This is a genomic window from Lentzea sp. NPDC058436 (assembly GCF_042721515.1).
In the GTDB taxonomy this organism is placed as follows: Bacteria; Actinomycetota; Actinomycetes; order Mycobacteriales; family Pseudonocardiaceae; genus Lentzea.
The window spans coordinates 128,021-139,087 of record NZ_JBHXLF010000007.1; the positions used below are offsets into that span (position 1 = coordinate 128,021).

Here is an 11,067-nt window from a genome sequence, read left to right on the forward strand (position 1 = left end):
CGTGGATGTCCCAAACTTCGAGGACGCTTCGAGTACGCCCCGTGCGTCGCGGCTGGGTGGTACGCGATCGCGTGCCCGGACCCGACGTCGACGAGTTCGCCGAACCCGGCCAGGTGATCGGGGCGCTCGCGAGAGCCCCGCACGGCACGTTGCTGGCCGTGCAGCACCCCCACCGCACCCCCGCGGCGCTGGCCGCGGGCACCGGGCTGCTCGACGCCCTCCCGCACGCCCGTGCCGAGCTCGCCGCGCTGATCAGGCGTGCATACGTCGAGGTCAGCGACGTGGTGGCGCCGTACCGGGTGGACGGACCGGACGGGACGGCGTGCGGCGTGCTGTGCCTGGTCGACCCGGACGGGATCGCGGACACCGAGGACGTCTACCCCGACGTGGTCGCCGAACGCGGCCGGGTGCTGGCGTCGCTGGGCATCGCCACGAGCGCCGCCATGCTCGTCCCGATCACGCCGCACGACGCGCTGACGGACCTCGTGCTCGGCATGACCGAGGAGCCCGCCGTGTCACTTGTGGACTCGGGCGGGCGGCGGCACTGGGTGTGGCTGGTCGGGCCGGGGGAGAGGCAGGACGCGTTCCTCGACGCCGCCGGCGCGCACCCGTTGCTCGTCGCGGACGGCAACCACCGGGTCGCGGCGGCACGGGAGGCGGGGCTCGCCGGGTTGCTGGCGCTCGTCACGTCCGGGCCGGGGCTGCGGGTCGGGCCGATCCACCGCGCGATCGTCGGCAGCGGGCTCACCGCGTCCGATCTGGTGACGGCGTGGGAACGGGTCGGGCTGGCGGTGTCGTCGTTGCCGTACGTCGTCGATCCGGAACCGGGTGTCGTCGTGGTGCGGTGCCCCGGCGAGGTGCTGCGGGTCGAACTGCCTGCGGGGCAAGGGATCGACCACGCCGTCGTGGAGTCGTTGCTGCTGGACACCGCCCTCGGGCTGGATCCGGAGAGCCCGTGCGTGCGGCCGGTCGTGGACCCGTCGGTCGAGGCCGAGGCGGTGCTGCTCATCGCGCCCGTGCCGCTGCGGGAGGTGCTGGAGGGCACCAAGATGCCGCGCAAGAGCACCTACTTCACCCCTAAGCCGCGCAGCGGACTTCTGCTGGCCGACCTGTCACCGTAGGGCCCTGTCCGGCGGGTTCGTTCGGCCCTGGTCGCTCGTCGAACACGTGTTGAAAATCGAGCGATGCACTACGACGCCTCACCTTCGCTGCCGCCGCCCCATTCCCGGATCGGACTGCTGCACGTCAGGCATCTGAGGGTGATGACGTCCGCGTTGCGCTCGGTCGACTACCGCTACGGCGGCGGGTCGTGCCGGACGCAGGTGCAGGCACTGTTGTCGTGGTGTGACAAGGCTTTCGCGCACTCGGCCAGTGCCGCCGTGCGCCGCGACTTCCGGTGCGCCATCGCGGAACTGCACGCCCTCGCGGGGTGGACCGCCTTCGACGCCGGGCTCGGGGGCTCCGCGCACCGCCACTTCCTCCTCGCCCTGGACTTCGCCCAGGACGAGGACCTGGTGGCGAACATCCGGTACCGGATGGGGCGGGTCCACCTGCACCACGGTGGGCCCGCCGAGGCGCTCGGCATGTTCCGGCTCGCGGGGATCGTCGCGCGGAGCCACCACACGAACGCGATCCTGGCGGCGAACCAGGCGTGGTGCTACGCCGAGATGGGGGAGCGGGTGTCCGCGCTGGCGTTGCTGGGGCGTGCGCACGACGAGTTCGCACGAGCGGACGTGGACCGTGCGCCGCCGTGGGCCGCGTTCTTCGACGAGCACGACCTCGCGGGCATCACCGGTGCCGTCTACACCTCTCTCGCGCGCACGGTCGACGCGAGTTACGCGAGACCTGCCATCACGGCGTTGCTCCGGGCGGTCAACGGCTACCGCGACGACATGGCGCGCAGCCGGACGTTCGCGCTGATCTCGTTGTCGCTCAACCACCTCCTGCAGGGTGACGCGGACGAGGCGGCGGCCGCGGGGATCCTGGCCGTCGCGCAGGCGGGCGACGTGATGTCCGCCCGCACGCGCAAGAAGCTCGAACCGCTGCACGCGGAAGCGGACCGGCGCCGCGCGACCACGCTGCGAGAGCTGATCACGCCGTTGCTGATGGCGGGGTCGCACGCCGCATGATGAGCGAGCGGACCCGGTGGTTCCCGGCGGTACCGGGGTCGCTGCCGGAGATCCGGGACTTCGTGCGGGAGCTCGCAGGCGAGTCCGGGCTGCGTGGCGACGACGCGCGGGACGTGCTGCTGGCGGTGTCGGAGGCGGCGGACAACGCGGTGCGGCGCGCGGGGGCGTCCGTCGTGGGGGTGACGTGGGAACCGCGCGACCACGCCGTGCTGCTCACCATCGAGGACGACGGCGTGTTCGGCCACGGCACCGGGGCCGTCCGGGCGCTGGGGCTGCCGCTGCTGTTCGGCGTCGCCGACGAGGTCCAGGTGCGTCCGGGCAGACCGACCTGGCCCGGCACGGTCGTGCGGGCGCTCGTGCGGGTCTGGTCGCGGGCGGGCGTCCCGGACCTGCCCGCACCGCGCTCGAAGGTGCTGCTGGTGGACGGCGACCGGCTCTCCGGGCAGGCACTGGCCGTGTTCCTGCACACCGAGGGCTACGAGGTGTCGCTCGTGACGACCGTCGCGGCCGCCCAGGAGGCCATTCAGAGTCGACCGGCTCTGGCGGTGGTCGACCTGCTGACGTCTCATGGGGAGGGGACGAGGTTCGCGGTGGCGGCGCGAACCTCCGGCGTACCGGTGGTGGCTGTCTCGGCGATCGAGCCCGCCGCCCACGTCGCCGACGCCTACCTGGCGAAACCCGCACACCCGCTGCGCGTGCTCGCGGCGGTGCGCGACCTCCTGTCTCCCGACCCGTGAGGCACCGACGATGACACCCCACCCAGGCCAGTTGGAGGTACGCCGCCACGGCGCGGTGGTGACGCTGACGGGCGAGGTCGACATGAACACCAGCGACCTGCTGCGCTCCGAGCTCGCGCTCGCGTGCTCGTCCGGCGACGGCCTGGGTGACGTCGTGGTCGACTTCACCGGTCTGACGTTCATCGGCTCCAGCGGCCTGCACGTGCTGATCGAGACCGCCGGCCGGCTGGGCGACCGGCGGCTCGTGCTGCTCGGCGGCGGGTGGGCCGCCTACGTCGTGAACCTGCTGGGGCTCACCATGAAGTTCCCGAACATCGTTGTGGACCAAGACGTCGGGTGATGTCCACTGAGGACGCTGTAGGGTCGGGAACATGGCGGTGCGAGCGATCAGGGGTGCCACGCAGATCGACGCGGACTCGCGGGACCTGCTGCTGGAGGCGACGGCCGAGCTGGTGCGGGAGGTGTTGTCGTGCAACGCGTTGACGTCGGACGACCTGATCAGCGTGGTGCTCACGGCCACCCCTGACCTCGTGTCCGAGTTCCCCGCGTACGCCGCGCGCCTGGCCGGTCTGCAGGACGTGCCGCTGCTGTCCGCCACCGAGATCGCGGTGCCCGGTGCCATGCCGCGCGTGATCAGGTTGCTGGCGCACGTCGAGACGGACCTGCCGCGGTCGTCGGTCAAGCACGTCTACCTGCGCGGCGCGGCGGCGTTGCGGACCGACCTCAACCACTGAAGGCGCGGCTGATCGCGTCCACGTGCCGGTGGTCCGTGCCGCAGCAGCCGCCCAGAACGGTCAGTTGGGGAAAGCTCTGCCGCAGCTTGCGGTAGTCGTCCGCGAACTCCTCGGGGTCGCCGCGGTCCAGGGTCTCGGCCTCGTCCAGTTCGGCGTGGCTGAGCTTCGACGCGTTGGCCCTGATGCCCCTGAGCCGCTGCGTCCACTCCGCGCCGGGGTCGAGCGCCGGCGCGATGTGGGTGGGGTGCGCGCAGTTGACCATGTAGTAGGCCGGGTAGCCGTTCGTGTCGCGGTCGACCTCCGCGATCGCGTCGCCGAGCGCCTGCCCGGACGGCAGCCTGCCGTCGGTCTCGACGGTGAACGAGATGACGACCCGCGCGTTCGCCTCGCGAGCGGCGTCGACGATGCCGGTGGCCTCCGGGACGTTCGTCAGCGTCATGGCGGTGACCAGGTCGGCCTCGGTGTCGGCGAGCGTCCTGATCTGCGTGGAGTGGTAGTCCCGCGCCTCGTCCCTGCTCATGATCGTCTCCGGCCGGTACGCGTCGCCGCGAGGCCCGACGCACCCGCTGACGACCACGGTCGTGGCGAATCTTCGGCGCACGTCCAGCAGCAGGTCGACGGCGGCCCGGTTCGCCCGGTCGAGGCGCTTGCCGTCGTAGCCCAGCCGCGCGGCCCAGTCGGGGCTGGCGCGCCAGGTGGCCGTCTCCAGCACGATGCCGGTGCCGTCGCGTTCCGCGATGCCCGCGTACCGCTCGAAGTACCGGGTGAGCGCCGCCCTGCCGTCCGCGTCGTCGAGCAGCGGGAAGGCGGCGAAGTCGGGCAGGTCGATGCCGTCGTCGAAGATCAGGGTGGTCTCGGCGCCGCCGTCGGTGAGGAAGAGACCGGCGTGGAGCTGGGGCAGCTGCGTCATCGGGTGCCTCCAGGTCGGAGGCACCAGTGTGCGACGCCTCGCGCGGGCGCGCGAGGCGTCGCGGTGACCTCAGGCGCTGAAGTCCTTGCCGGGCAGCCACCCGTTGGGGATGTCCGTGACGCGCCACGACGGCACCGACACCTTGACCGTGCGGATCGGCGTGGCCAGGAACGGCCCCGCCTCGGGCACCTTCGCGACGAGGTGCTGACGCACGGCCTCGTCCTCGGCGCCCTCGACCACCGCGGCCGTACCGCGCGCCTGCAGGAACGGCTCCATCGGCGACCCGGTCGACACGACCAGCGCCACCTCGGGGTTCTCCTTGATCGCCTTGAGCGTCCGGCCGCGCTCCTCCAGCACGAGCACCAGCGTGTGCGGCCCGTCCTCGGCGAAGTAGACACCGCTCACCCACGAGCCGTCCGAGCCCGCCGTGGCGAGGAACATCGACTTGTGCGCGGCCAGCGTGCGGTGCAGCAGCTCCTCGACGGCGCCGCGCTGTTCAGTGGTGGTCACTGAGTCCTCCATGAATTCCGGTGATGCGCTCACCAGATCGGCCGGGAGGGGACTCGTCTTTCGCTGATTCCACCGATCGATACCGCCTACCGGCTCAGGGCGCCGGCGATCGGCTTCAGTTCGACCACCGCGGCCCGCCCGACAGGAGCACCGGTCTCCCGGATGATCTCCTCGTAGTCGTCCGCGCGGCAGGTGAGCACCATCGGCCTGTGCCGGCCGACCGCGCGGACGATGCCGCGCACGGCGTCGACCCTCAGCGCGACCTCGTCCAGTCCGTCGAGCACGGGCAGGACCAGCCCGCGCTCGACCAGGTGCCGCGCGACGTCCGGTCCGTGCACGCCGCGAGCGCGGAACACCGGGTGGTCCACCGCCATCCGCCGCGCCATCCAGGCGTCGAGGTCCTGCCTGCCGGGATCCCACGAGGCGAGCGGGAACAGCACCGGCACCAGGTCACCGGGCTCGCGCCGGCCGAGCAACGCCAGTGTCAGCGCCGTCGCGGCGCTCGTCTTGCCGGAGCCCGGTTCGCCCAGGACCACGAGCTGGTGGCCGGGCAGTGCGCGCAGGGCGTCGGCCAGGTCACCCACCTCGCCGCGCAGCTTCAGCCTGATCGGCCGGCCCGCCACGGCGCCGCCGACGACGTCCGCCGGGTCGGGGGCGACCGGCCGCAGCGTGGACGCCCACCTCACGTCGAGGGGGTCCGCCTCGCGTTCCCACCGCTCGGTGACGAGACGCGCGAGGTCTTCCAGCGCCTGCTCGGAGTCACGTGCCGAGCGCGTCCTGGAGGCCGCGCGCAGGCCCAGCACGACGGTCGCGATCAGCCCGGCCACGGCCAGCGCCAGTCCCGTGATGCTCCAGAGCCCGTTGCCCTCGTCCACCACGTCGTCCGAGCCCGACGCCCACACCACGAGGCCGGTCACCGTCGCCGCGAACGCGCCGATGACGAGCCACCACCTGCCCAAGTTCACCGCGACATGATTCCGGATGATCGGCACCGTCCCCGCCCTGGACCGTCCCGGTGCCGGTGTGAGCGTCCGCACCAGGCACAATGTGGACCGTGGGTGTCTCGGAGGGAGCTGCTGTGGGCCAGGGTCAGTTGCGCGGTGTGGTCGCTCTCGACGGACCGGCCGGCACCGGCAAGTCCACCGTGGCCAAGCGCCTCGCGATGGCGCTGGACGCGCGTTACCTCGACACCGGCTCGATGTACCGGGCGATCGCGCTGGCCGTGCTGCGCGCCGGCGTCGACCCCGCCGACCAGGACAAGGTCGTGGCGGTCGCGGAGAACGCGGTGCTCGTCGTCGGCACCGACCCCCGCCAGCCGGGCATCACGCTCGACGGCGACGACGTGGCGTCCGACATCCGCGGGCCCGAGGTCTCGCTGGCCGTGTCGCCCGTGTCCGCGACCGGGCACGTGCGCGAGCTCCTCGTGGCCCAGCAGCGCGCGATCATCGCCGACGCCGTGGACCACGTGGGCGGGATCGTCGTCGAGGGGCGCGACATCGGCACCGTCGTGACGCCCGACGCCCCGTTGAAGGTCTACCTGACGGCGTCGGCCGAGGCGCGGGCCGCGCGCAGGACCAAGCAGGACAGCGCCGCCGGACGTACGTCCACTGTGGACGCCGCGCTCGCCGACGTGCAGCGCCGCGACAAGTACGACTCGTCGCGCGCGGTGTCGCCGATGAAGGCCGCGGACGACGCGGTGGAGCTCGACAACACCGACCTCGACCTCGCGGGCACCATCACCGCGTTGCTGGAGCTCGTGGAACGCCGTGGGCTGCGGGTGACCGGGTGAGCGTTCCCGAGGGGACACTGCCCTGGCTGTTCGACCTCGGACGCTGGATCGGGCGGGTGCCCTACTCCTGGCAGTTCCGGATTCGGGTGCACGGGCGCGACCGCGTACCCTTGAGCGGCGGCGTGGTCGTCGTCGCCAACCACAGCTCGATGGCCGACGGGCCGATCCTGTTCGGGAAGTTGCCCCGGCGCGTGACGTTCCTGATCAAGCAGGAGATGTTCAAGGGCGTCGTCGGCTACCTCCTCCGCAAGATCGGTCAGATCCCCGTCAAGCGGGGAGAGGCCGACCGCACTGCGCTGACCAGCGCGTTGTCCGTGCTCAAAGCCGGTGGCGTGATCGGGATCTTCCCCGAGGGAACGCGCGGTGAGGGCGACGTGGCGAGCGCGCAGAACGGCGCCGCGTGGCTGGCCAAGACGTCCGGCGCGATGGTGCTGCCGATCGCCTGCCGCGGGACTTATCAGGCCAAGGGCTGGCGGCCCGAGGTCGACGTGCTGATCGGTGAGCCGTTCCACCTCCCGGAAGGGAAGGGGCGAGCGGCCCTCGGCGTTGCCACCGAGCAGGTGCGCGATCGCCTGGCGACTCTGGTCGCCGAACTCGATGGACTTCGTGTGAGTGAGGGAAGACGATGACGGACCTGGACGGCACCTGGGAGGACGAGGCCGACTGGTCAGCCTTCGACGACCTCGACGGCGGTGACGGCGAGGAAGCGGCGCCGCCACAGCCGGTGCTCGCGGTGGTCGGACGGCCGAACGTCGGCAAGTCCACGCTGGTCAACCGCATCATCGGCCGCCGTGAGGCCGTGGTGCAGGACGTGCCCGGCGTGACGCGTGACCGAGTGGCGTACGACGCGCTGTGGAACGGCCGCAAGTTCACCGTGGTCGACACGGGCGGCTGGGAGCCGGACGCGGTCGGGCTGCAGGCCTCCGTGGCCGCGCAGGCGGAGCTCGCGATGGCGACCGCGGACGTGATCCTGCTGGTCGTGGACGGTTCGGTCGGCGCGACGTCGACCGAGGAGGCCGTCGCGAAGGTCCTGCGCCGCTCCAAGAAGCCCGTGATCCTCTGCGCGTCCAAGGTCGACGACGACAGGCTGATGGCCGACATCGCGTCGCTGTGGTCGCTGGGCCTCGGCGAGCCGTTCCCGGTCTCTGGCCTGCACGGCCGCGGCTCCGGTGACCTGCTCGACGTGATCCTCGACCGGCTGCCCGAGACCCCGCGCGACGACTTCGGCGGCCGCGGTGGCGGTCCCCGTCGCGTGGCGCTGGTCGGCAAGCCGAACGTCGGCAAGTCGTCGCTGCTCAACCGCCTGACGGGCGAGGACCGCTCGGTCGTCGACTCGGTCGCGGGCACCACCGTCGACCCGGTCGACTCGCTGGTGGAGCTCGACGGCGAGATCTGGCGTTTCGTCGACACCGCCGGCCTGCGCAAGCGGGTCAAGTTCTCCGGCGGTGCCGAGTACTACGCGTCGCTGCGCACCAAGTCCGCGATCGAGACCGCCGAGGTCGCCGTCGTGCTGCTCGACGCCCACGAGCCGTTGGCGGAGCAGGACCTGCGCGTGCTGACGATGGTCGTCGAGTCGGGCCGCGCGTGCGTGCTGGCGTTCAACAAGTGGGACCTCGTCGACGAGGACCGCCGCACCGAGATGGTCCGCGAGCTCGAACGCGGCCTCGTGCGCGTGCCGTGGGCGGACAAGGTCAACATCTCGGCCCTGACCGGCCGCGCCGTGCACAAGCTCGCCCCGGCCCTGCGCACCGCGCTGAACTCGTGGGACACCCGAGTCCCGACCGGCCGCCTGAACCAGTGGCTGACCGAGCTGATCGCCGCGACCCCGCCGCCCGTGCGCGGCGGCAAGCAGCCGAAGGTCCTGTTCGCGACGCAGGCCTCGACCCGCCCGCCGACGTTCGTGCTGTTCACGACGGGCTTCCTGGAGGCGTCGTACCGACGCTTCATCGAACGCCGCCTGCGCGAGGAGTTCGGCTTCGAGGGCAGCCCGGTCCGCATCTCCGTGCGCGTGCGCGAGAAGAAGAAGTCCGGCGCCGGCAAGAAGTAGTCCCTTCGTAGTTTCTACGGGTGACGACCCAGCCAGCTGGTTGCCCTTTGTCATGGGGTGCGGTTGGTTGGGTCGGTGGCCGTACGCGTGGTGCTAGCCGACGACGAGGCCCTGCTGCGGCGGGGCCTGAAAGTCCTCCTCGAAGCCGACGGCAGGGTGGAGGTGGTCGGCGAGGCGGCCGACGGCGCCGAACTGATCGAGGTCGTCCTGGCCCACCTCCCGGACGTGGTGCTGGTGGACGTCCAGATGCCGGGCGTGGACGGCCTGGAAGCGGTCCGCCGCCTCAGGACGTGGGCCACCCCACCGGCGATAGCCGTGCTCACCACGTTCGACCTCGACGACTACGTGGCGACAGCCCTGGACCTGGGCGCCCAGGGCTTCCTGCTGAAGGACGCGGAACCAGAAGCCCTCGTCCGCGCGGTGATGGACCTGGCGGCAGGCGGCGCCGTCCTGGACCCGCGCATCACCGCCCGCCTGCTCCCACGCCTGCGAGGCTTCCGAGCCAACCGGCAGCTGGACTCCCTCTCAGCCCGCGAACGCCAGGTACTCGAACTGGTGGCGGCGGGCCGTTCGAACCACTCGATCGCCGAGGAACTCTGCCTGTCCGAAGCGACGGTGAAGAGCTACGTCTCCACCGTCCTCACGAAACTGGGCGTCGAGAACCGGGTGCAGGCGGCTCTCGTCGCCCACCAGGTAGGTGCCTGGTGAAGACCGTCCTGCGCGAAGTCCTCACCGTAGGTCTGACCACCGGCATCCTTCTCCTGACCCAGGACCGCCCGTACCCCTGGTCCCTGTGGACCGCCATAGCCGCGTGCCTGCTGCTCTCCGTGCGCCTCCGCTGGCCGTGGCTGGCCTCACTCCTCTGCGTCCCCGCGGTAGCAGGCGGCCTGGGCTGGGCGCCGGCCCTGGTCGCCCAGTTCCGCCTGGGCCGCAAGGAGAAGTCCCTCCCGTTCCAACTCTTCTGGGTCCTCCTGCTCACCACAGCCGCGATAGCCCCCGTCCTGCTCACCGAGACCATCCCCTGGGGCACCCTGCTCCTGGCGTTCGCCTTCGCGTTCGGCCTGGCAGCCGCCCCCACGGCCCTGGGCGCACTGGTCACCACCCGCAAGGAACTGACCCGCTCGCTCTACGAAACCCGCAGAGCACGAGCCGCCGAACTGGAAGCCCGCGAAACCTCGGCCAGAGCAGCGGAACGAGCCCGGATAGCCCGCGAGATCCACGACGCGGTGGGCCACCACGCCACCCTCATCGCAGTCGAGTCAGCGGCCCTGGCCGCCACCGCCCCAGACGACACAGTCCGGGAAACAGCACTGAGACTCCGCGCCCTGGCAAAGGAATCGCTCGCCGAGATGCGAACAGCCCTGGCCCTCCTCAACTCCGACACCGCCTACCCGTCCCTGCAGGAACTGGTAGACCGAGCCCGAGTGGCCGGCGTCGCCGCAACCCTGTCGGAAACAGGCGACGCCCCGTTGTCCCCAGCCGTCTCAAGAGCACTCTTCCGAGTGGTGCAAGAAGCCCTCACCAACGTGACGAAACACGCTCCAGGCGCAGCCGTGACGGTGACAGTGGACAGATCCTCACCAGTACGGGTGACAGTGGTGAACGGCCCAGGCGACCTGCCGTCTCTCGCCGACGGCGGAGGAGCGGGCCTGCACGGCCTCTCCGAACGAGTCCGCCTGGCAGGCGGCACCCTCACCACCTCGTACAGGGCAGACGGAGGCTTCAGCGTCAGCGCGGTCCTACCGCCCGGTAAGCCGAAGGATGACGGTCAAGACTCGACTTTCGGAGGTGGCGCCGCAGCCGCCGCCACCGCATAGTTCAGGGCGTCGGTCGAGGATCGGGGGATCGGTCGGACCGAGGGACGCGGGGACCCGAACTTCGGGTCCCCGCCGTATTTTCGCAGCTAGGGGGCTGTATCGGGGGTCGTTTTTGATCTCTGTGCGCGGTGTTGTAGGATTTCTCATGCACGCCGGGAAACCGGAAGTGTGGCCGGGACGTGGCGCAGTTTGGTAGCGCACTTGACTGGGGGTCAAGGGGTCGCAGGTTCAAATCCTGTCGTCCCGACGGCCAAGAGGGCTTTCGCAGGTCAGACACTGCGGAGGCCCTCTTTTTGTGATCTTGCCGAGGTTTGCCGGATCGAGCACGCCGATCAACGACCCCTTTACTCCGGTAGTTGCGCCTGTATTTCGTTGTCTTTCGCGCGTGCTCGGC

13 protein-coding genes and 1 tRNA gene are annotated in these 11,067 nt (G+C 71.2%); 11 read left to right on the forward strand and 3 right to left on the reverse strand.

Features of this window, described 5'->3' with window-relative positions:
* The first annotated feature begins 5 nt into the window (after window positions 1-5).
* The 5 genes from ACFWN2_RS25720 (at window position 6) to aroH (ending at window position 3,600) form a co-directional block, all read left to right on the forward strand.
* A complete protein-coding gene (locus tag ACFWN2_RS25720; RefSeq protein ID WP_382431441.1) occupies window positions 6-1,121 on the forward strand; it encodes a DUF1015 family protein in 1,116 nt (371 codons plus the stop codon).
* Window positions 1,122-1,184: 63 nt separating this feature from the next.
* Window positions 1,185-2,129: a hypothetical protein gene (locus tag ACFWN2_RS25725; RefSeq protein WP_382431443.1), complete on the forward strand. Its 945-nt coding sequence runs from the start codon at window positions 1,185-1,187 to the stop codon at window positions 2,127-2,129.
* The gene (locus ACFWN2_RS25730; RefSeq protein WP_382431445.1) at window positions 2,126-2,866 is read left to right on the forward strand and encodes an ATP-binding protein; all 741 of its coding nucleotides are present in this window, start codon (window positions 2,126-2,128) and stop codon (window positions 2,864-2,866) included. Before ACFWN2_RS25725 ends, ACFWN2_RS25730 begins: the two co-directional genes overlap by 4 nt.
* A 10-nt stretch (window positions 2,867-2,876) precedes the next feature.
* Complete coding sequence (locus ACFWN2_RS25735; RefSeq protein WP_382431447.1) at window positions 2,877-3,206, forward strand: STAS domain-containing protein; 330 nt, start codon at window positions 2,877-2,879, stop codon at window positions 3,204-3,206.
* 31 nt (window positions 3,207-3,237) lie between these two features.
* Window positions 3,238-3,600 carry a chorismate mutase gene (gene aroH, locus ACFWN2_RS25740; protein WP_382431449.1) on the forward strand — a complete coding sequence of 121 codons (363 nt, stop codon included), beginning with the start codon at window positions 3,238-3,240 and terminating at the stop codon, window positions 3,598-3,600.
* On the opposite strand, the gene ACFWN2_RS25745 is transcribed toward aroH, so the two are convergent.
* The 3 genes from ACFWN2_RS25745 to ACFWN2_RS25755 all read right to left on the reverse strand — a co-directional run bounded on the left by ACFWN2_RS25745 (window position 3,590) and on the right by ACFWN2_RS25755 (window position 5,985).
* A complete protein-coding gene (locus tag ACFWN2_RS25745) occupies window positions 3,590-4,510 on the reverse strand; it encodes a homocysteine S-methyltransferase family protein (RefSeq protein ID WP_382431451.1) in 921 nt (306 codons plus the stop codon). The genes aroH and ACFWN2_RS25745 overlap by 11 nt on opposite strands.
* A gap of 69 nt (window positions 4,511-4,579) precedes the next feature.
* Window positions 4,580-5,020 carry a pyridoxamine 5'-phosphate oxidase family protein gene (locus ACFWN2_RS25750; RefSeq protein WP_382431453.1) on the reverse strand — a complete coding sequence of 147 codons (441 nt, stop codon included), beginning with the start codon at window positions 5,018-5,020 and terminating at the stop codon, window positions 4,580-4,582.
* An 86-nt stretch (window positions 5,021-5,106) separates the two neighbouring features.
* Entirely contained in the window at window positions 5,107-5,985 is an 879-nt protein-coding gene (locus tag ACFWN2_RS25755) for a hypothetical protein (RefSeq protein ID WP_382431455.1), read from the reverse strand.
* Between the two features lie 137 nt (window positions 5,986-6,122).
* Between ACFWN2_RS25755 and cmk the strand changes: the two genes are divergently transcribed.
* From cmk to ACFWN2_RS25785, 6 genes are all read left to right on the forward strand, one after another.
* Window positions 6,123-6,809, forward strand: a complete 687-nt coding sequence (cmk, locus tag ACFWN2_RS25760) for a (d)CMP kinase (RefSeq protein ID WP_382431782.1) — start codon at window positions 6,123-6,125, stop codon at window positions 6,807-6,809.
* A complete protein-coding gene (locus ACFWN2_RS25765; protein WP_382431457.1) occupies window positions 6,806-7,438 on the forward strand; it encodes a lysophospholipid acyltransferase family protein in 633 nt (210 codons plus the stop codon). Before cmk ends, ACFWN2_RS25765 begins: the two co-directional genes overlap by 4 nt.
* Window positions 7,435-8,856 carry a ribosome biogenesis GTPase Der gene (gene der / locus ACFWN2_RS25770; protein ID WP_382431459.1) on the forward strand — a complete coding sequence of 474 codons (1,422 nt, stop codon included), beginning with the start codon at window positions 7,435-7,437 and terminating at the stop codon, window positions 8,854-8,856. Before ACFWN2_RS25765 ends, der begins: the two co-directional genes overlap by 4 nt.
* A 75-nt stretch (window positions 8,857-8,931) precedes the next feature.
* Window positions 8,932-9,564 (forward strand): response regulator, encoded by a 633-nt coding sequence (locus tag ACFWN2_RS25775; RefSeq protein ID WP_382431461.1) that lies wholly within the window; start codon window positions 8,932-8,934, stop codon window positions 9,562-9,564.
* Window positions 9,561-10,673, forward strand: coding sequence for a sensor histidine kinase (locus tag ACFWN2_RS25780; protein ID WP_382431463.1), 1,113 nt, complete (start codon window positions 9,561-9,563; stop codon window positions 10,671-10,673). Before ACFWN2_RS25775 ends, ACFWN2_RS25780 begins: the two co-directional genes overlap by 4 nt.
* A 173-nt stretch (window positions 10,674-10,846) precedes the next feature.
* A tRNA-Pro gene (locus tag ACFWN2_RS25785) sits at window positions 10,847-10,920 on the forward strand.
* Window positions 10,921-11,067 lie beyond the last annotated feature (147 nt).

What these genes read in the sequence shown, in the direction of transcription:
- ACFWN2_RS25720 (WP_382431441.1), top strand. Translation starts at nt 6, where the DNA reads ATGTCCCAAACTTCGAGGACGCTTCGAGTACGCCCCGTGCGTCGCGGC.
- ACFWN2_RS25725 (WP_382431443.1), top strand. Translation starts at nt 1,185, where the DNA reads ATGCACTACGACGCCTCACCTTCGCTGCCGCCGCCCCATTCCCGGATC.
- ACFWN2_RS25730 (WP_382431445.1), top strand. Translation starts at nt 2,126, where the DNA reads ATGATGAGCGAGCGGACCCGGTGGTTCCCGGCGGTACCGGGGTCGCTG.
- ACFWN2_RS25735 (WP_382431447.1), top strand. Translation starts at nt 2,877, where the DNA reads ATGACACCCCACCCAGGCCAGTTGGAGGTACGCCGCCACGGCGCGGTG.
- aroH (WP_382431449.1), top strand. Translation starts at nt 3,238, where the DNA reads ATGGCGGTGCGAGCGATCAGGGGTGCCACGCAGATCGACGCGGACTCG.
- ACFWN2_RS25745 (WP_382431451.1), bottom strand. Translation starts at nt 4,510, where the DNA reads ATGACGCAGCTGCCCCAGCTCCACGCCGGTCTCTTCCTCACCGACGGC.
- der (WP_382431459.1), top strand. Translation starts at nt 7,435, where the DNA reads ATGACGGACCTGGACGGCACCTGGGAGGACGAGGCCGACTGGTCAGCC.